Below are 19,248 nucleotides of genomic sequence, written 5' to 3'. Positions count from 1 at the left end.
CAGCGAAAGGAGAACCCGCATGTCTCCGGCCAAGCCGGTCCGCGCGCTCGCCCTTGGCATGCTGCTGCTGGGCGCCCTCCCCACGTCGGCCAGGGCCCAGTCGGAGATCCAGTCCTGGGTTGACCCGACGCTCGGGCAGCTGATCCCCCGCGCCGAGTACGGGCTCACCTACTACTCGGGCGAGCGAGTGGAACGGCAGCCCACGGACCTGCAGCGCACCGAGCACAGCTTCTCCCTCTCGGTCCCGCTGTCCCAGGACTCCCGCAACGAATGGGCCCTCTCGGCCAACGTCAGCCTCCAGGACCTCGACACCCGCGCGATCCTGCCCGACACGGGCGGGCGCTTTCCCGGGGAGCTCTGGGACGTGCGGGCCAGCGGCAGCTATCGCCACCAGCTCGACAACGGCTGGATCGCCGGGGCGCTCCTGACCGTGGGCTCGGCCAGCGACGAGCCGTTCGCCAGCGAGGACGAGCTGTACGTGCGGGCCATCGGGATGCTGCGGGTTCCCCACCGGGAGTCCAATGCGTGGCTGTTCAGCCTGATCTACGCAACCGACCAGGAGATCCTGGGGGGCTTTCCGATTCCGGGACTCGCCTACCTGTACGCCCCCTCGGAGCGCTTCAAGGCCGTCATCGGGTTCCCCTTCACGTCGGTCGAGTACCGGCCCCTCGAACCGCTCACGCTGGAGGCCCAATATTTCCCGCTCCGGAGAGTCCGCGCGCGCATCACCTACCGCCCTTTCCGGCCGTTACGCTTCTACGTCGGCTTCGACTGGGACAACGACCGCTACTTCCGCGCGGATCGCCAGAACAAAGACGACAAGCTCTACTACTACGAGAAGCGGCTCACGGCGGGCGCGCGGTTCGACTTGCGGCACGTGGGAATCCGACTCTCGGGCGGGTATGCCTTCGACCGCTTCTACTTCGAGGGCGAAAGCTACTCGGACCGCGACCACAACCGGATCGACGTCGGCTCCGGCCCCTTCGCGGCCGTCCAGGTGAGCGTCCGCTTCTGACGGAGAGCGCTGGCTCGCTCGCTGGCCGTCCGGACCCGGGTGGTGGGGATACGCGGTCCTCGAGGCGCAGAGCCCGGAGGGGGCCGATCAGAGATCAGGGGGCGCCGCGCTCGTCAGGATCCGGCCGTCGCGGCGGCAACGAGAGACTCGGCGCTCAACTTCCCCGTCGCGACGCCATCCAGCAAGTCGTCGACCTCGCTTCCCGCCGGCATCATGGCCCGGACGGCCGCCTCCGGAAGGGCGGGGGTCGATCGGATCAGCCAGAGGGCGCCGAGAAGGTACGCCAGACCGATACTGAACCCGCCGAGGACGTCGGAAAGCCAGTGCGCGTCGAGATACATCCGGCTGTACGCGACGGTCCCGACGACGGCCGCACAGGCGGCCACACCGAGACCCCGCCACGGGTGCCGCGCCCTCGACGTGCCGGCGACATACGCGATGTAGCCAAAGAGAACGACCAGGCTCAGAACGTGGGCGCTCGGAAAACCCCAGGCGTCCAGGTTGGGACGGGGGCGATCGATGGCCCACTTCGCCATGAGCTGGAGCACCCCGGCTCCGGCCATGACCATCGGCAACCAGAGACCCCACCGCCCCCGCCGGCGCCAGAGCAGAACGGACCCGAAGCAGACCACCACGAACTGCCCGGGCTCGCCACCCAGGAACGACGCCATCTCCATGGAAGACCGGAACAGCGGGTGGCGCGGCTCCTGCACGACCGCGCGGGCCAGCCGGTCCGCGCCGTCGAAATCATGGAGGATGACGAGGATTGTCAGCATCAGAAAGCCGATCAGGGACAGAAGGGCGCCCAGGACCAGCGCCTTTCCCATGACCCTCCCGGCCGACCCGTTTGACATGTGGAAAGGCATGATAGCACCGGGGCGACCCCTTGTCCAGGAGTTTCGACCGCCGGCATGCTCCTTGCTCCTGGCATGTCCAATGCGGGCCTTCCGAACCCTCCTCGTCGCCGGGGGCGCCCTGGGGCTCCTCGTCCTCGTCTACTACGTGGGCGCCGAATCCGTCGCCTCCGCCCTGGCCCGCATCACCTGGTGGCAGTTCGGCCTCGTATGCCTCCTCTTCGGTGTCAACCTGGCGGTCGACACGCTGGGGTGGCAATACACCCTCCCGCGCGACCGGGCGCCGTTTCACAAGCTGCTGGCCGCCCGATGTGCGGGCGAGGCGGTCAATGTCCTCACCGCCCTGGCCTCTGTCGGGGGCGAGGCCATGAAGGCCTGGCTGCTGCGGTTCGAGATTCCCTACGAGGAAAGCATTCCGTCGCTGATCCTCGCGAAGACCGCGGAGGTGATCGCCCAGGTTCTGCTGCTCGCCGTCGCGATCGTGGCGGCCGTGACCGTGGGGACCATCGGGTCGCCGCTCCTCACCGCGATGGGCTACCTGCTCGTCGTCGAGGTGATCGCCGTCGGGGGCTTCCTGGGCGTGCAGCTGGCGGGGGTGGTCGCCAGGGCCGGCCGTATGCTCGGGCCGATCGGCGGCAACGGCCTCCATCACGCGCAGCGGCTGGACGAAGCCTTGCGCGGCTTCTATCGCTACGAGTGGCGGCGCTTTCTCCTGTCGGTCGGATCACACTTCGTGGGCTGGATGCTCGGGACGGTGGAAGCGCTCCTCATACTGGCCAGTCTGGGGCTGTCGGGGTCGCTGGTCATCGCCACGGTCGTCGAAGCCCTGTGGTCCAGCGTGCGCTTCGCCACGTTCTTCGTGCCGGCCAGCCTGGGCCCGCTCGAAGGAGCCAATGCGGCGGCCTTCGGGGTCCTCGGCTTCACCGCCACCGCCGGACTGGCCTTCACGCTCGTCCGCCGGGCCCGTCAGGTCGTGTGGATCGCCGTGGGGGTCGTGGTCCTGATGGCCATGCGTTCGACCCGCTCACTGGGCACGCGCGCGCCGGCCGCGGCTCGCTCGCCGCAGACCGGAGCGTCTCGGGTCCGTGAAGAGATCGGCGCGGGACCGCTAGGCCCGAGCGCCGCCGCGTAGTTCATCGGAGGGGGCCCTCCGAAACCTCCCCCCAGGGAGGGGTTGCGGCGGCAAAAGCCGCCGCTCGGACGCGACTCGACGCATTCCCTGATTGGGGTCATGGGCCGCTGATTACTCCGACCCGCCGCGTAGCCGCCGCTCCGCGCTCACTGCTGGCCTCGCACTCCAGGAGTTCCACACCGTCGGAGAGCTTGCCGAGGGTCCGACACCCCCGCCGGGCCGAGCTCAGGCTACCCGGCGAGCACCGGGCTGGGAGGGGGCGTAGACGCGGACCAGGTCTCGCGTGAGAGCTTCGGCCTTTTCCGAGGGGACCAGGACGGGGAGCACGCGCGGAATCAACCCGTGCTCGTTCCGGGCCTGGTGGGGGGCGGTGACCGAAACGCGCCGACCGCGGCAGACCTGCGTTCCCTCTTCCGTTCCGGGAAGACGGAGCTGCCGCTTGAGGAGTCTCGCCAGGACCGCCCGCTTGGTCGCTCCGCTCATGGTGAACACGTCGAAGAGCCCGTCGACCGGGGAGGCGTCGGGCGTCAGCCTGAGCCAGGCGCCATACGTCTCGACGTTGGCCACGGCGACGACGACCGCATCTCTCGCCACGACGCGACCGTCCACCACCACCTCCAGCGGCGTCAGCGGCGCGTCCCCGAGGTAGCGCAGCGCCATCCGATAGTATGCGAGACAGCGCCGCCAGCGGGCCCGCGGCTGGGCGACGCTCTCTTCCACTCGATGCTGGATCTCCGACAACAATCCGTAGCTTTCTTGACAGAGAAACAGCTCGCCATTCCGAACGCCGACGTCCACCTGGACGAGCGTCCCGTGCTCGAGCAAGTCGAGCGCGCGATCCACGCGATTCGTGAGCCCGAGCGCGCGCGCGAAGAGGTTGCCGAAGCCCGTCGGCACCGGCAAGAACGGGATGGAGTGCCGCACGGCGGCGGCGGCGGCCGCGCTCAGGGTCCCGTCGCCGCCGACGCAGATCAGGAGCGAGAGGTTCGGATCGGCGGTCGCCGTCCAGCGGCCGAGGCTGTCGAGGTCGGACAGGGCCTCGAGCCTGGTCTGATGCCCACGCGTCCGGAGCCCCTCGCGGAGCTGGAGCGCGGTCGTGAGAGCGCGACCGTTGCCGGACCCCGGGGTGACGATGATCTGGACCAGCCGGGTCCCGGTTGCGACGGGGCCTGATCTTCGCCGTCTCGTTCGCATCGTCATTCGCCTTCTCCCCCACGCGTGGCCGGACGTGGAGAGGCGGTGCAAAAGAGGTGCCAGGAGGTCTGGCGCGGGCGCCCGGGACCTTACACGTCCGAGGGCTCGGGAAGCGGACGGGCATCTGGCCGCGGCGCCAAAAGCCTGACAGCACAGGCCCCCGCGGCAACGGCGCCTTGACACTCCTTCGTCGCCCAGCTAGTTTAGGCGCCGCGATGGCCGAGACGAGCGACAGTCGCTGGATCGGGCGTCCACTGAAGCGCGTGGAGGACCGCCGGCTGCTCATCGGGGCCGGGCGCTACGTGGATGACTTCCAGCCTCCCGGGCTCGTCCACGTGGCGTTCCTCCGGTGCGTCCACGCTCATGCGCGAATCCGGCGGCTCGACCCGAGCGCGGCCGCCGCGGCTCCCGGCGTCGTTGCCGTCATCACCGGCGCCGAAGTGCGCCATCTGGGCCCGATGCCGGTCAACCGGGTCTTTCCGGACATGAAGGTCCCCCCCCACCCGATCCTGGCCCACGACTTCGTGCGGGCGGCCGGCGTGCCGGTGGCGGCGGTCGCCGCCGACACGCCGTACCGGGCGCGGGACGCGGCCGAGCTGATCGAGGTGGAGTACGACCCGCTCCCCCCGCTCCCGGACGCGGAAGCGGCCCTGGCCCCAGACGCACCGGTGCTCTTCCCGGAGCTCCGGGACAACCGGGCCTTCACCCACACCTGGCGGCACGGCGATGTGGCGGCCGCCTTCGCCTCCGCTCACTGCGTGGTGAGGCTCCGCGTCATGCAGCAGCGGCTGGCCGCGGTGGCCCTGGAGCCTCGGGGGATCCTGGCCTCGTTCGACCCGACGACGGAGGAGCTGACCCTCTGGAGCTCGACCCAGGCCCCGTTCGCCGTCCGGGCCGAGATCGCCCGGATCCTCGGCATCCCGGAGTCCCGCGTCCGCGCCATCGCCCCCGAGGTAGGTGGCGGCTTCGGCGTCAAGACGGCGCCGTATCGCGAGGACGTCCTGGTGGCATACCTTTCGATGCGATTGGGCCGACCGGTGAAGTGGGTGTCGACGCGCAGCGAGGACCTCCTCACGACCAACCACGGCCGGGGCGGCGTCGCGGAGGGCGAGCTGGCGGTGACGGCCGAGGGCCGCATCGCGGGGTTACGGGGGCGAGTCGTCTATCCGCTGGGCAGCTCGCTCGTCAACAGCGCGGCGATCTCGCCCTGGAACCATGCCCGCCTGCTCCCCGGGGCTTACGTGGTTCCGGCGTGCGAGATCGAGGCGACGGCGGCCTTCACCACCACCGCGCCCATCGGCGCCTACCGCGGGGCGGGACGGCCGGAGGCGGCGTTCCTGATCGAGCGGCTGATGGACGAGGCCGCCCGCGCGCTCGGGATGGATCCGGCGGACCTCCGGCGACGGAACTTCATTCCGCCCGACCGCTTCCCCTTCAGGACTGCGACCGGCCAGGTGTACGACTCCGGCGAGTACGCGCGGGCCCTGGACCGGGCGCTGGAGCTGGCGGACTATCCGCGGCTCCGGGCCGAGCAGGCGGCGGCACGCGCCCGCGGCGAGATCCGCGGGATCGGGTTGTCCAGCTACATCGAGCCCTCGGCGCTCGGCTGGGAGAGCGGGAGCGTGCGGGTGGAGCGGACGGGCGCGGTCACGGCGGTGACGGGCTCGAGCCCGCACGGCCAGGGGCACGAGACGACGTTCGCCCAGGTCGTCGCCGACTTCCTCGGGGTCCGGCCGGACGAGATCGTCGTCCTGCACGGCGACACCCGCTCGGCACCGCAGGGCTTCGGGACCTTCGGAAGCCGCAGCACCGCGCTCGGCGGCGGAGCCCTGGCCACGGCGGCCCTCGAGGTACGGGAAAAGGGGCGGCGTCTGGCGGCCGCGCTGCTCGAGGCCGCGTCCGACGACGTGCGCCCCGTGCCCGGCGGCTTCCAGGTCGCGGGGGTACCCGCGCGGCACGTGAGCTGGAAGCAGGTGGCGGAGGCCGCCCACCGGCCCCGGCCGGCGGCGGCCGGCCTTCTCCCCGGCCTCGACGCGACGGTCTTCTTCCAGGCCGAGGGCGAGATGTGGAGCTTCGGGACCGTGGTGGCAGTGGTGGCGGTCGTCCAGGAGACGGGGCGCATCGCGCTGGAGAAGCTCGTCTGGGTGGACGACGGCGGCACCATCGTGAACCCGCTGCTGGCCGAGGGCCAGCTCCACGGCGCCTTCGCTCAGGGGTACGGCCAGGTCTTCCTCGAGCAAATCGTCTACGAGGAGACCGGCCAGCTCCTGACGGGCACACTGATGGACTACGCGCTGCCCCACGCCGACGACGTGCCGGAGCCGCTCCTCGCCAAGACGGTCACCCCTTCGCCGCGAAATCCGCTCGGCGCCAAGGGCATCGGCGAGGCCGGCTGCATCGGGGTGCCACCGGCGATCGTCAACGCGGTGGTGGACGCGCTGGGGCCCCTCGGGATCACGCACCTCGACATGCCGCTGACGCCCGAGAAAGTCTGGCGCGCCCTCCGCAAAGGGCTCTCCCATGCCTGAGCATCCGGCCTGATTCGGCGATCGAGGGGGTGACCGAGCCATGGAAGAAAAGGTCGGCACGATCACCGGCTACTACGCCCACCTCGGTGTCGCGGTGGTGCATCTGACCGACGGTGACCTCCGGGTCGGCGACCAGATCCGGATCCGCGGCCACACGACCGACTTTGCTCAGCCCGTGGAGTCGCTTCAGGTCGAGCACCAGGCCGTGGAGCAGGCGCAGCGCGGGGCCGAGGTGGCCCTCAAGGTCCAAGAGCGCGTTCGCCGGCACGACCAGGTCTTCCGCGTGACGGACGCATGAGATTGATCGGCGTCGACCCGCAACATACCGCCCGGGCCAGCTTGAGGGCGCCGTCTTCGTCCCCTATGGTCACGCCACTTCCCCGCGCCGTCACCGCGTCGAACGCGGACCTGTTCGCGTCCGGAAGGGGGGGCAAGCCATGGTCACGGGTCGTGTCGCTGCCGTGAGCGGCGCGCGGCGACCGGGGGGCATCCTCCGGACCGGCTGCCTGGCGACCAGCCTGGCCGTCCTGGCCGGGCTGGCCAGCGGGACAGAGGCGGCCGAGATCCGCGTCTTCAGCGCCGGCGCCATGAAGACCATGATCACCGAGCTCGCCGAGGCGTTCCGGCAGGAGACCGGGCACACCGTGCTGATCACGGCCGGCACCGTCGGCGCGCTGCGGCAGAAGGCGGCCGCCGGGGAGCCGGCCGACGTCTTCATCCTGAGCGACGTGGCCATCGACGACCTGGCCCGCCAGGGGCTCGTCGTCCCGGGCACGCGCACCGACCTCGCGCGCACGGCCATCGGCGTCGGCGTCAAGGAGGGCGCGCCGCGCCCGGACATCTCCACACCCGAGGCCCTCAAGCAGACCCTCCTGGCGGTGAAGTCCTTCGTGTACATCGATCCGGCCAGCGGAGGCACCAGCGGCATCCACTTCGCGGGCGTGCTCCAGCGCCTGGGCATTGCCGACGCCGTGAAGGACAAGGCGCTGCTCTGGCCCGGCGGGCTCGCTGCCGAGGCGGTGGTCAAGGGTCAGGCCGAGCTGGTCGTGCACCAGATCAGCGAGATCCTGCCGGTCAAGGGAGTCACCCTGGTCGGCCCGCTGCCGAAGGAGCTCCAGAAGGTCACGACCTACTCGGCCGGGCTCGCCGCCAAGAGCGCGATGTCGGACGTGGCGCGGACGTTCATCGCCTATCTGGCTCGCCCGGTCCTCAGGCCGAAGTTCGAGGCCGCCGGCCTGGATTACAGGGAATAGCGCCCGGGGCTCCGGCCGGTTGCCGCTACCGTCCCCGGGGCGCCGACCGGTCCAGCAGCTTGAGTAGCCGGGTCCGGCTGCGCAGCTTCTTCGCCACATCGGACAGCTCGATGATCAGCGGCCCCGCGAAGCCGATTCGGGCGAGGGCGCCCAGCACCCGGGGGAACCGGATCGTCCCCTCACCGAGGGCCAGATGCTCGTCGATCCGCCCCCGGTTGTCGGAGAGCTGGACGGACTGGATGCGATCCCGGAGGGCGCGGACGAACGGGACGGTGCCGCCGGGCAGCAGCTCGCAGTGGGCGACGTCGAGGGCGAGGCCCAGGTAGGGCGAGCGGATCCGGCGGAACAGTGCCTGGAGCTCTTCGACCGTCACCCCGAGATACTGGAACTCGGAGTCCCCGGGCAGCCGGTTCATGTTCTCGATCACCAGCGGGACTCGCCGACGCTCACCGTACTCGACGCAGCGGGCCATCGTCTCGTAGAGCGCGGCCCGCACCCGGTCGAGATACGCGCTGAAGTGGAAGCCGCAGTGGACGACCAGGTACTCGCAGCCGAGGGCCGCGGTGAGATCGACGTACTCCCGGAGGTGGGCCTCGGCCGCCTTCCGCACGGTCGGCATGATCTCGGCGGTGTTCACGAAGGACGCCGAGTGCAGGCCGCAGCGGATCCCTGAGCGTTCGACCAGGCCCCGCACCCGTCGGGCGCGGGCCCGGTCGAAGGTCTGGGGAAAGTTGACGGGGTTCTGACAGGAGAACTCGAGCCAGCCGACCCGGTGCCGGCGAGCCAGCGGAAAGTACCGCTCGACCCGGCCCGAGGACGCGGCGAAGCCGATCTGGGTCGGCGAGAGGCCGGCCAACTACTTCTTCCGCAACCCGAGCTGGTCGATGATCCTCATGAAGCGCTCCTCCTCGGCCGCCAGGAACTTCCGGAAGTCGGCGGGCCCCAGGAACGCGTCGACCGCCTTCGCGTTCCGGTTGAATGTCTTCCAGGAGCCGGCGCCCATGGCCTTCTGGAAGGCCTCGGCCAGCGCCGCGACCCGCGGCGCCGGCGTCCCCTTCGGTGCCAGCACGCTGCGCCACTGGACCAGCACCACCTCCCAGCCCTTTTCCCGGAGCGTCGGCACCTCGGGGAAGATCGGGCTGCGCTTCTCGCTGGCCACCGCCACCGGCACCATCTTCTTGGCCTCGATGTGCTGGGCCACCTCGGAGACGTTTCCGACGAGCACCTCGGCGTTCTTCCCGAGGAAGGCCAGGGTGGCCGGGCCGCCGCCTTCGTGGGGGATGTACTCGACGTCGATGCCGGCCGCCTGCTTCCACGACAGCACCACGAAGCTGTCGATCCCGCCGATCGCCGAGCCGGCCACCCGCACCTTCTTCGGGTTGGCCTTGGCGTGGGTGACGAGCTGGTCGATCGACTGCCAGGCCGCGTCGGGCTGAACGAGGAGCCACTCCTCCTCGGCGTGGATCCGGGCCACCGGCTCGAAGGCGTCCCATTTGAGGGACGGCTGGTTGGTGATGAGCGGCGTGATGATCGAGGAGCCGGCATGCGCGAAGAGGATCGTGTGGCCGTCGGCCGGCCGCCCGGCGGCGTACGCCGCGGCGGCGGTCCCGCCGGCCCCGGGCCGATTCTCCACCGCGATCGGCTGCGGCAGCACGGTCTTGGCCGCATCGGCCAGCGCGCGCGCGAAGACGTCCGCCCCGCCGCCCGGGGCGAAGCCGACGACGAAGACGATGGGGCGGGTCGGGAAGTCGCGCGCCTGCGCCCAGGCCGCCTCCGGGCCGCCGAGGACGGCGAGGGCGGCCAGCACGAGTCCCCCCAGGGTTCCGAGAGCCATCGAGCGCTTGCCCATGTCTCGAGCCTCCTTGTTCGTCGTGCAGCTCAGGCGATGGGTGGGGCGGTCACCGCGCGCCGGGCGCGCCGGCGCCGCAGGACGCCGAAGACGACAGGATAGACCAGGACGCCCACCGTCAGGAAGAGAAGCGCGGCCGTGATCGGGCGCGTCAGGAAGATCGTCCAGCTCCCGTGGGAGATGATGAGGGACCGGCGCAGCTCGCTCTCGGCCATCACGCCGAGCACCATGCCGAGCACCATCGCCGCCGCCGAGAATCCGGAGAGGCGCATGCCATACCCCAGTATGCCGAAGACGAGCATGGTCCAGGGATTGACGATGGTGAGCTCGGAGGCGTAGGTGCCGATCACGCACAGGGCGAGCACCGCCGCCACCAGCACCGGCGGGGCCAGGCGCAGGGCGAGGAGGCACAGCCGCAGGATCACCAGGCCGACCGGGATCATGAGGACGTTGACGATCAGGAGTCCGGCGAAGAGCGTGTAGACGAGCTGGCCGTGCTTGGAGAGCAGAAACGGCCCGGGCTGGATGCCGTGGAGGATCAGAGCGGCCAGCATGATCGCGGCCGAGTTCGAGCCCGGGATGCCGAGGGCCAGCGTCGGCACCAGATCCCCGCCCTGCACCGCGTTGTTGGCCGTCTCCGGCGCGGCCACGCCTTCCATCGAGCCCTTCCCGAACAGCTCCGGGTGCTTCGACCAGCGCCGGGCCTCGTTGTAGGCCACGAACGAGGATGCCGTCGCCCCCGCCCCCGGCATGACGCCCACGATCAGGCCCACGATCGTGCCGATCAAGGTCGCCGGCCACAGCTCACGCAGCTCGGCGAGGGTCGGGAAGGCGGTGTAGGCCCGGCCGACCATGACGTCCGGGACGTCCTCCGGGTGAGCGATGCGGTGGAACATCTCCGACACCGCGAAGAGACCCACCATCGCGGCCACCACGTCGACGCCGGTCATCAGCTCGGTCCGCCCGAACGTGAAGCGGAGCGAGCCGGTGAGGCTGTCGAGCCCGACCGTCGTGAGCAGCAGCCCGAAGAGGCCCGACGCCAGCCCCTTGAGGAAGCTCGCCTCCGCCAGGCCGGCCAGCAGGGTGAGGGCGAAGACCGCCAGGGCGAAGGTCTCCGGCGACCCGAAATGGAGGACCACCTCGCCCAGGGGCAGGACCATGGCGATCAGCACCACGATGCTCGCGACGCCGCCGATCGTGCCGCAGACCAGCGAGACGCCGAGCGCCTTGGCCGCCCGGCCCTGGCGGGTCAGCTCGTAGCCATCCATGAGGCAGGCCGCCGAGGCCGGGGTGCCGGGGATCCGCATGAGGATAGCCGGGATCGAGCCGCCGTAGTTGGCTCCGGCCCACACGCCCGCGAGCATGCAGAGAGCAGTCGTGGCGTCGAGGGCGAACGTGAACGGCAGCGCGAGGGCCATCGCGACGGCTCCGCTGATGCCCGGGATGGCGCCGCCGATGACTCCCCAGGCCACCCCGGCCACCATGGCGAGGAAGCGCGCGCCCTCGAAGGCGCTCATGAACCCGGCGCCCAGACCTTCCAGCACGGTCATAGGGCGCCGAGATGCGCCGGGCCCCGGCCCGGGCCGATCACCACGGGAGCCACCGCTCCAGCACGCCGTCAGGCACCGGGATCAACAGCCCGAAACGGAACGCGGCGTAGAACGCGCCCGTGACCAGCAGCGGTGCCGCCGCGAAGGCCCGGAGCGAGCTTCCGCCCTGGACGAGGAGAATGGCTGCCACGTAGGCGGGCGTGGCGAGCAGGTAGCCGAGGGGCTCGAAGGCCGCCACGTAGGCGGCGGTGAGGACGACCGCCGCGACCAGACGGCCGAGCAAGGGGGCCGCCGGCTCGTCGACGGGTCCGTCCTCGACGAACACCGGCGCCCCGCCGGCGAATCTGCCAGGCGCGAGTGTCGTCGCGGCCAGCAGGAGTCCACAGAGGCCGATCGCCGCCCCGAGCGCCAGGGGGAAGGCCCGGGAGCCGAGCGGGTCGGTCAGGACCCCGGGCTCGATCCGCCGGGCCAGGGCGACGATCACGACAGCGAGCACCACCAGGACGGCGGCGATCGCCAGCTCGCCCCGGCGCGCGTCGCCCGGTCTTCCCCCCGCGTCTCCCGTCTCCGCGCTCACGATGCGTCCCTCTGGTGGTCGGGCGCTGATTCTCGCACACCGCGGGGGCGAGGCCAAGACGCGCCTCGCGCGGCACGTCGCGGCCGGGAGCCCTCGGTTGACATGGGCATCCGCCGCCGGTAGAACAGGCTCACCGTGACGCAGCCGACTGCGGCCAGGCACTTCGCCCGCTTCGTCGTCGGCCTCGCGCTGGACGAGGTCCCGGACCCGGTCGCGACCCAGGCGATGCTGCTCGCCCTCGACACGCTCGGCAACTCCCTGGCCGCTTCCGGGGAAGACTTCGGACGCGCGGTTCGCGGGGTCGCGGAGCGCTTGGGAGGACCGCCCGAGAGCACGCTGCTCGGCAGCGCGGCGAAGGTGGCGGCGGCCAATGCGGTCCTCGCCAACGCCACCCTCGCCCACGGTCTCGACTTCGACGACACGCGGGAGGACGCCATCGTCCACACGGGCTGTGTCGCCGTCACCACGGCGCTGGCGGTGGGCGAGGCCGTGGGGGCCAGCGGACGGACGGTCCTCGAGGCGCTGATCGCCGGCGTCGAGGTGATGTGTCGTGTCGGCCTGACGGTCCCCGGCGCGCTCCACGCCCGCCACTTCCACCCCACCGCCATCGCCGGGACCTTCGCCGCGGCCGCCGCCGCCGGGAAGCTCTTCGGGCTGTCCGAAGACCAGCTCGTCCACGCCTTCGGGATCTGCGGAAGCCAGGCCAGCGGGATCATCGAGTACCTGACCGATGGCTCGTGGACGAAGCGGCTCCACCCCGGCTGGGCCGCCCACGGCGGCGTCGTCGCCACGCTGCTGGCCCGGTCGGGCTTCAGCGGGCCCGCGACCGTCTTCGAAGGCCCGCACGGCCTGTACCAGGCGTTCGCCGGCGGTCACGACGCCGGCCGGCTGCGCGAGCTGGTCGAGAGCCTCGGCCGCGCCTGGGAGCTCGAGCAGCTCACCCTCAAGCCCTATCCCTGCGGATCGATCGCCCAGCCGTACATGGACGTCGCCCTCCGGTTGCGCGAGCGCCACCGCGTCCGTCCCGACGAGGTCGCCGGCATCCGCTGCCGCACCGCGGCCGGGCCCGTGCCTCGACTCTGGGAGCCGCTGGCGGCCAAGCACGCGCCGCCGAACGGGTACGCGGCGAAGTTCAGCCTCCCGTACCTGCTGGCCGTGATCCTGGTCAAGGGCCGGGCGGGGCTCGCGGAGTTCACCGACGAGGCGGTCCGCGACCCGGCCGTGCTCGGCCTGGCCCAGCGGGTCACCTACGAGCTGGATCCGACGATCGATTATCCGCGTCAGTTCGTCGGTGACGTGGAGATGACCCTCGCCGACGGGCGGCGCGTCCACGATCGTCAGGATCGCCCGCGGGGCGGTCCCGACCTCCCCCTGACGCGCGGGGAAGTGGAGGCCAAGTTTCGCGGCAACGCGGTCCTCGCCCTGCCCTCCGAGCAGGTTGAGCGCGTCATCCGGAGCGTGAACGGCCTCGCCACCGGCGAGCCCCTCACCGACCTGCTCGCCTCTCTCACGACCCCCGGGCACCGATCATGATCGAGCGGGTGTCCTGGCCCCCGGGACCCCGGGCCGGCCGGGGCCGATCACCCGGGGCCGACGCTCCTCGGTCGCCGCCCCCCGGCCGGGGTAGAATACGGGCGGCCACTCCCCCCCAGGATCCCGGCCGAGCCGGGGCCAGGCGCGGGAACGCCAGGCGTGGATGGACGACTCACTCAGGCAATTCTTCGAGAGTCACTTCGGAGAGCCCGTCCAGACCATCTCCGCTTTGAAGGGCGACGGCTCGGGGCGGAGCCTCTATCGCCTGACCACCGGGACCCGCAGCGTCATCGGCGTCGCCGGCCCCGATCGGCAGGAGAATACGGCCTTCCTCGCGTTCTCGAGGCATTTTCGCCGATCGGGCCTTCCCGTGCCCGAGATCTACGCGGACGACCCGGCCCGCGGCATCTATCTGGAAGAAGACCTGGGGGATACGACGCTGTTCCAGTACCTTTCGGAGAACCGAACCAGGGTCGGCCCATCCGGGCGCGTCGTCGACATCTACGAGCGGGTGGTCGAGCTGCTGCCGCAGTTCCAGATCGTGGCCGGAAGGACGCTGAACTACCAGGTCTGCTATCCCCGGCCCAGTTTCGACCGGCAATCGATGGCGTGGGATCTGAACTACTTCAAGTACTACTTCCTGCGGCTGGCCCAGATCCCCTTCAACGAGCAGGCGCTCGAAGACGACTTCGAGCGACTCATGGATTTTCTCCTGGCGGCCGACCGGGATTTCTTCCTCTATCGCGACTTTCAATCGCGAAACATCATGCTCAAGGACGGGGCGCCTTGCTTCATCGACTACCAGGGAGGCCGCCGGGGTGCGCTCCAGTACGACATCGCCTCGCTCCTGTTCGACGCCAAAGCCGATCTGCCGCCCGACCTGCGGGACACGCTCCTCGACCGGTACCTGGCGGCGGCCGCGGCCTTGATCCCGTTGGCCCGCGAAGAGTTCCTCCGCTACTACTACGGGTACGTCTACATCCGCATCATGCAGGCGATGGGCGCCTACGGCCTGCGGGGCTTCTACGAACGCAAGACGCACTTTCTCCAGAGCATTCCCTACGCCGTCGGCAATCTCGAGTTTCTTCTGCGCACGGTCGAGCTCCCGGTGGCGCTGCCCGAGCTGATGGAGGTCTTCCGGCGCCTGGTGGGCTCCACCTACCTGCGCCAGTTCGGGGACGCGGAGCTGAAGCTGACCGTGCGGATACAGAGCTTTTCGTATCGCAGCGGCCTGCCGCGCGACGACAAGGGACATGGGGGCGGGTACGTGTTCGACTGTCGCGCCTTGCCGAACCCCGGGAGATACGCCCAGTTCGCCAGGCTCACCGGCACCGACTCGGAGGTGATCGCCTTTCTCGAGACCCAGTCCGAGGTCCGGCGCTTCATGAACCACGTCTACGGGCTGATCGATCAGTCGGTCGAGAACTATCGGAGCCGGAACTTCACGGACCTGATGGTGGCCTTCGGGTGTACCGGCGGGCGGCATCGGTCCATCTATTGTGCGGAGCTGCTGGCCCGCCACCTCCGCCAGAAATACGAGGTGAACGTCGAGATCCGGCATCTGGGAATCGAGACCGCCACGTGACGGCGCCGTCGCCATGAAGGCGATGATCCTCGCCGCCGGCGTCGGGAGCCGGCTCCGGCCCCTCACCGACCACTGTCCCAAGGCGCTGATCGAGCTCAACGGGGTGCCGATGCTGGAGATCGTGATCCGGCGGCTCCTCGAAGCCGGAGTCGACGAGATCGTCGTCAATGTGTTTCATCTGGCCGAGATGATCGTGGACTTCCTGGAGTCCAAGCGGCAGTTCGGGATCCGCATCGAGGTGTCGCGCGAGGCCGAGCTCCTGGACACCGGCGGCAGCCTGAAGAAGGTCGCCCATTTCTTCGACGACGGCACCCCGTTCTTTCTGCACAACGTCGACGTGGTGACCGACATCGATCTGGGCCGGATGTATCGGTTCCACCTCGCCCGGCCGGCGCTGGCCACGCTGGCGGTCCAGGCGAAGACGAGCCGTCGCTATCTCTTGTTCGATGGGCGGGGACAGCTCTGTGGCTGGGAATCGGTGGGCGAGAACACGCGACTGTGGGCAGGAGCTCCGGTCGAGCGCGCCGAGCGCCTCGCGTTCACCGGCGTCCATGTCATCTCGCCGGAGATCTTTCCGCGGATGAGCGAGGGAAAAGCCTTCCCCATCATCCGCGCGTATCTCCGCCTGGCTGGACACGGTGAGAGAATCCAGTCGTTTCGGGCCGATGAGTGGTACTGGGCCGACATCGGGAGCCCGGCCAAGCTGGAAGACGTCCGGCGGCAGGTCAGGGAGCTGGGGCTGCCGCTCTAGAGCGCGCGCCTCATTGCGAATCGAACTTCAGCTCGACCGGGATATAGGAGGTTTGGGCCGAGATTTTTCCCCGTGCGCGGAACTGGTGGTTGTCCACGAGGGCGACCACGAGCCCGGCCCAAGTCCCGAGGTCGAAGAGGTCTTCGGGCTTGAAGGATACGGTGATTCCGAGGTCACCCGTGTGGTGGCCGGCAATCATGCCGGGCATGCCCGCCGACAGGCTGGCGAGCTCCTTGTCGTCGCTCATGAACGCCTGCTTCCTGAGGATCAGCTCTCCCGAAGCGCTTCCCGGACCGATGGAGAACCTGTTCATGTTCGTGATCCCGAGCGTCACGGTCCCACTCACCCTCTCCCAGGAGAACGTCGGCCAGCTCACGCTCTTGATGCTCACTTGCGGAGGAGCCAGGATGGGGATCTTGCCGTGGTAGGTGAGTTCGGGCAGGTCCAGCCGCTGGTTCGGGGGTGTCTGCAGCGCGAGCTTGAGCTTCGCCTGGTAAGGGACCTCGTCTCCAGGATGCAGGTTGGCCAGGTTCGAGGGGAGTGGCCAGTAGGTGAGCGTGCCTCTGAGGGGGACCGTGAGGGACCCTGCCCGCGGGACCGGAGCGGTACTGCCCCCGGCGACCTGGAGGAACGGGGCGGTCGCGTTGATCTGGGCGCTGAAGAGGCTCCCTTTCGCCTCCGCGAGTGGGAGCGGAAAGACCCACGGGTTCTCGATCTTGACGTCGAGCGAGACGCCGACCTTCTCCGTGGTCAACTCGGTGATGTGGGCGCCGACCACCGACGCGGAGGGATGGTCTTCGCAACCGGCGAGCCCGGCGATCAAGAGGACGGCGCCTAGTCCTCGCACCGAAGCGGTGCGGTGCATACCCACCTCCCGCGGTTGAAGGGATCCGTCTGGAGTGCTGGCGGCTCCTTCGCGGAGAACGTCGGGCCCCGCGCCGGCGCGCGTCACCCGAACGAAAACACGTTTTCGGGTCCGGAGTCAATCTTTCGCGGCACAGAGGAGGCCGACCATGATCGAGCGCGTATCCTGGCCGCCGGGACCCATGGGGTGCCTGGCCCTGAGTGTCGCGACCTTGATGGGAGCGCTCTCCATGGGGAGCAGCGCTTCCGGGGCCGAGAAGACCGCCGTCATCCTCGGCACCGCGACCCCCGGCGGCGGCTTTCCGGTCTACGGACAGGCCGTGGCCGAGACGATCAACGAGGTCGACCCGTCGCTGTCCGTCGAAACGCGAAACACGAAGGGCAGCACCGAGAACGTCCCGATGCTCGAGGCCGGGCAGCTCGACCTGGGGCTGGTCGCCGGCGAGGTGGCCCACGAGGCGCTGAGCGGAATCGGCCGGCCGCCCGCGAACCTCCGCGTCCTGTCCGCCATGTACGCCACCGCGGGCATGTTCGTGGTCCGCCGAGACACGCCGTACCGAACGATCGAGGATCTCAGATCCCGGCCGGTGGCCTTCGGCGCCCGGGGCTCGGGGCTCGTCGTCCTCGCCCGGAACATCCTGGATGGGCTCGGCCTCGACCTGAGCCGGGACTTCCAGGCCGTCTTCCTCGAGCGGGCGGGCGACGGCCCGGCGATGGTGCTGGAGGGCACGGTGGCCGCCCTGTGGGGCGGCGGCATCGGATGGCCGGGCTTCACCGCGGTCGCCGGCGGACCCGCGGGCGGCCGGTTCATCGCGCCGGACGCCGAGGGCATCCGACGGATCCAGGCGAAGTACCCCTTCCTCAAGACGCTGACGGTCCCGGCCGGCTCGTATCCGGGACAGGACGCGCCGATCGTGTCGGTCGGGTCGTGGAGTCTGATCCTCGCCCGGCCCACGCTGCCCGACGACGTCGCCTATCGTCTCGCCCGCGCGCTCCATCGGGGGGAGGCCGCGCTGGGCCGGCGCCTTCCCCAGGCGCGGGAGACCACGGCCGCCAACACCGTCGCCGCCGCCCCGGGGGCGGACGCCATCCATCCGGGCGCGCTGCGCTACCTCCGCGAGATCGGGCTCATCCGGTGAGTCAGTCGCGCTCGCTCAGGCGATCTTGATGATGCCCGGCTCGACCGGCTTGAAGCGGTCGGCGACCTCCGGGTCGTGGCCGGCGACGATCAGCCCTGGCGCCCCGGCCAGGGCGTGGATCGTCTCGAAGGCCTGGAGCATCTCGGGCAAGCTGGTGATGATCTGGACGGGCTGGCGCGTCTCCACGTTGCGGTAGAAGTGCGATGCGTCGGAGGTGAGGACGACCGGGCCGCGCTCGGTCTCCACGGTGACGATCTGGAGCCCCGCGGTGTGGCCGCCGACGCGGTGCACGGAGATCCCGGGAGCCACCTGGCGGTCGCCGTCGATGATCCGGACGCGGCCCTCGTAGTTGAGCGTCACCAGGCGGGCCAGCGCTCCCGCGTTGGCCGACTGCCGAAAGGCCGGGGAGCGGCCGAAGGGCCCCGTCCAGAACGCCACCTCGTCCCCCTGGATCCAGTACTCCGCGTGAGGGAACAGGCTGTGCCCGGCCCAGTGGTCGTAGTGGAGGTGGGTGATGAGGGCGGTGGGCACATCGCCGGGCTTCACGCCCGCGCGCTCCACCATGGCCGCCGGGCTCACGTAATTCCGCATCCCGCGCTCGCGCGCGTCGTCGTCGAGGAACCCCGTGTCCACCAGGATCGGGTGGGGGCCGCCGAGGATCAGCCAGACGTAGTAGTGGAGCGTGAGTGAGGCGTGGGACGCCTCGCGGAAGAAGAACTGGCAGGCCGTCGTGTCCCGCTCCGCGTACTTGAGCGCGTAGACTTCGTACATGGGCTCAGCCCTGCGGCCGTCTACGGCCGAGGCGCCGGGAGGATGCCCTCGAAGAGGGCCGACCCCACCGGTTATTTCACCGCATCGGCGCCGGCGCGGGCGACCTGGGCGTCCTGGCCGGACGTCACGCCTGACACGCCGATTCCGCCGACGATCTTGCCGTCCACGACGATCAGCACGCCACCTTCGAGCGGCGTCAACCCGTCCACCCGCAGGAGCCGCAAGCCGGCTCCGCCGCCCGCGATCGCGTCTTCGAGCGCCTTCGACGGCCGGCGGAAGTTCACCGCGGTGACCGCCTTGCCCTTGGCGATCTCGATGCTGGCGAACTGGGTGTTGTCGAGTCTGTGCAGCATGACGAGGTGGCCCCCGCTGTCGACGATGGCGATGGCGACCGGCCAGTTGTTCTTCTTGGCTTCCGCCTCCGCGGCGGCCATCGCCGCCTTGGCCTGTTCCAGCGTGATGGGGGTCCCGTACGGCGTCAGCGGCGGGGCCTGCGCCTCGCTCGACGTCGCCCCCAGGCCGAGCACGGCCAGGGCCAGGATGACGGTGATCAGACGAGCGACGTGGGGCATGACGTGCTCCTTTCTCGAGGAAGCCGGGCCACAGGAGGCCACTCGGCGCGCGAAGGGTGGATGGATCGCCGGCTTGCCGGG

At 70.3% G+C, this 19,248-nt stretch carries 18 protein-coding genes; 9 read left to right on the top strand and 9 right to left on the bottom strand.

All coding sequences use genetic code 11. The features are described from left to right. Nucleotides 1–1,015, top strand: a 1,015-nt coding sequence (locus tag VGW35_08135) for a hypothetical protein (protein HEV8307624.1), incomplete at its 5' end; no start/stop codon positions are given. A 113-nt stretch (nt 1,016–1,128) separates the two neighbouring features. Here the strand turns inward: VGW35_08135 and VGW35_08130 are convergent. Continuing rightward, nucleotides 1,129–1,842 (bottom strand): phosphatase PAP2 family protein, encoded by a 714-nt coding sequence (locus tag VGW35_08130; GenBank protein ID HEV8307623.1) that lies wholly within the window; start codon nt 1,840–1,842, stop codon nt 1,129–1,131. A 109-nt stretch (nt 1,843–1,951) separates the two neighbouring features. On the opposite strand from VGW35_08130, the gene VGW35_08125 reads away from it, so the two are divergent. Then, entirely contained in the window at nt 1,952–3,001 is a 1,050-nt protein-coding gene (locus VGW35_08125) for a lysylphosphatidylglycerol synthase domain-containing protein (protein HEV8307622.1), read from the top strand. 225 nt (nt 3,002–3,226) lie between these two features. On the opposite strand, the gene VGW35_08120 is transcribed toward VGW35_08125, so the two are convergent. Further along, the gene (locus tag VGW35_08120; GenBank protein HEV8307621.1) at nt 3,227–4,195 is read right to left on the bottom strand and encodes a diacylglycerol kinase family protein; all 969 of its coding nucleotides are present in this window, start codon (nt 4,193–4,195) and stop codon (nt 3,227–3,229) included. Nucleotides 4,196–4,410: 215 nt separating this feature from the next. Between VGW35_08120 and VGW35_08115 the strand changes: the two genes are divergently transcribed. The 3 genes from VGW35_08115 (at nt 4,411) to VGW35_08105 (ending at nt 7,976) form a co-directional block, all read left to right on the top strand. Further along, entirely contained in the window at nt 4,411–6,723 is a 2,313-nt protein-coding gene (locus VGW35_08115) for a xanthine dehydrogenase family protein molybdopterin-binding subunit (protein ID HEV8307620.1), read from the top strand. 40 nt (nt 6,724–6,763) lie between these two features. Beyond that, complete coding sequence (locus VGW35_08110; protein ID HEV8307619.1) at nt 6,764–7,021, top strand: translation elongation factor-like protein; 258 nt, start codon at nt 6,764–6,766, stop codon at nt 7,019–7,021. Nucleotides 7,022–7,160: 139 nt separating this feature from the next. Continuing rightward, a complete protein-coding gene (locus VGW35_08105; protein HEV8307618.1) occupies nt 7,161–7,976 on the top strand; it encodes a substrate-binding domain-containing protein in 816 nt (271 codons plus the stop codon). Nucleotides 7,977–8,001: 25 nt separating this feature from the next. Here the strand turns inward: VGW35_08105 and VGW35_08100 are convergent, their stop codons facing one another. The 4 genes from VGW35_08100 to VGW35_08085 are packed head-to-tail and all read right to left on the bottom strand — an operon-like array spanning nt 8,002 to nt 11,952. Continuing rightward, the gene (locus VGW35_08100) at nt 8,002–8,832 is read right to left on the bottom strand and encodes a sugar phosphate isomerase/epimerase family protein (protein ID HEV8307617.1); all 831 of its coding nucleotides are present in this window, start codon (nt 8,830–8,832) and stop codon (nt 8,002–8,004) included. Next, the gene (locus VGW35_08095) at nt 8,833–9,825 is read right to left on the bottom strand and encodes a tripartite tricarboxylate transporter substrate binding protein (GenBank protein HEV8307616.1); all 993 of its coding nucleotides are present in this window, start codon (nt 9,823–9,825) and stop codon (nt 8,833–8,835) included. Nucleotides 9,826–9,854: 29 nt separating this feature from the next. Next, nucleotides 9,855–11,375 carry a tripartite tricarboxylate transporter permease gene (locus VGW35_08090; protein HEV8307615.1) on the bottom strand — a complete coding sequence of 507 codons (1,521 nt, stop codon included), beginning with the start codon at nt 11,373–11,375 and terminating at the stop codon, nt 9,855–9,857. Nucleotides 11,376–11,412: 37 nt separating this feature from the next. Beyond that, on the bottom strand, nt 11,413–11,952 hold the full coding sequence (locus VGW35_08085) for a tripartite tricarboxylate transporter TctB family protein (protein HEV8307614.1): 540 nt from the start codon (nt 11,950–11,952) through the stop codon (nt 11,413–11,415). Nucleotides 11,953–12,087: 135 nt separating this feature from the next. Between VGW35_08085 and VGW35_08080 the strand changes: the two genes are divergently transcribed. From VGW35_08080 to VGW35_08070, 3 genes are all read left to right on the top strand, one after another. After that, on the top strand, nt 12,088–13,485 hold the full coding sequence (locus VGW35_08080; GenBank protein ID HEV8307613.1) for an MmgE/PrpD family protein: 1,398 nt from the start codon (nt 12,088–12,090) through the stop codon (nt 13,483–13,485). Nucleotides 13,486–13,648: 163 nt separating this feature from the next. Beyond that, the gene (locus VGW35_08075; protein HEV8307612.1) at nt 13,649–15,070 is read left to right on the top strand and encodes an RNase adapter RapZ; all 1,422 of its coding nucleotides are present in this window, start codon (nt 13,649–13,651) and stop codon (nt 15,068–15,070) included. A 13-nt stretch (nt 15,071–15,083) separates the two neighbouring features. Next, nucleotides 15,084–15,821, top strand: coding sequence for a nucleotidyltransferase family protein (locus tag VGW35_08070; GenBank protein HEV8307611.1), 738 nt, complete (start codon nt 15,084–15,086; stop codon nt 15,819–15,821). 10 nt (nt 15,822–15,831) lie between these two features. Here VGW35_08070 and VGW35_08065 read toward each other — a convergent pair whose 3' ends face one another. Further along, nucleotides 15,832–16,686, bottom strand: coding sequence for a hypothetical protein (locus VGW35_08065; GenBank protein ID HEV8307610.1), 855 nt, complete (start codon nt 16,684–16,686; stop codon nt 15,832–15,834). Between the two features lie 148 nt (nt 16,687–16,834). On the opposite strand from VGW35_08065, the gene VGW35_08060 reads away from it, so the two are divergent. Then, complete coding sequence (locus VGW35_08060) at nt 16,835–17,824, top strand: TAXI family TRAP transporter solute-binding subunit (protein ID HEV8307609.1); 990 nt, start codon at nt 16,835–16,837, stop codon at nt 17,822–17,824. A 15-nt stretch (nt 17,825–17,839) separates the two neighbouring features. Here VGW35_08060 and VGW35_08055 read toward each other — a convergent pair whose 3' ends face one another. Further along, nucleotides 17,840–18,595, bottom strand: a complete 756-nt coding sequence (locus VGW35_08055; protein ID HEV8307608.1) for an N-acyl homoserine lactonase family protein — start codon at nt 18,593–18,595, stop codon at nt 17,840–17,842. A gap of 71 nt (nt 18,596–18,666) precedes the next feature. Beyond that, on the bottom strand, nt 18,667–19,167 hold the full coding sequence (locus VGW35_08050) for a heme-binding protein (GenBank protein ID HEV8307607.1): 501 nt from the start codon (nt 19,165–19,167) through the stop codon (nt 18,667–18,669). Nucleotides 19,168–19,248 lie beyond the last annotated feature (81 nt).

This window comes from Candidatus Methylomirabilota bacterium (genome assembly GCA_036005065.1).
GTDB lineage: Bacteria > Methylomirabilota > Methylomirabilia > Rokubacteriales > DASRDR01 > DASYQW01.
The sequence above is the reverse complement of the archived record's forward strand: the minus strand, read 5'-3'. Positions and strand labels throughout refer to the sequence as shown.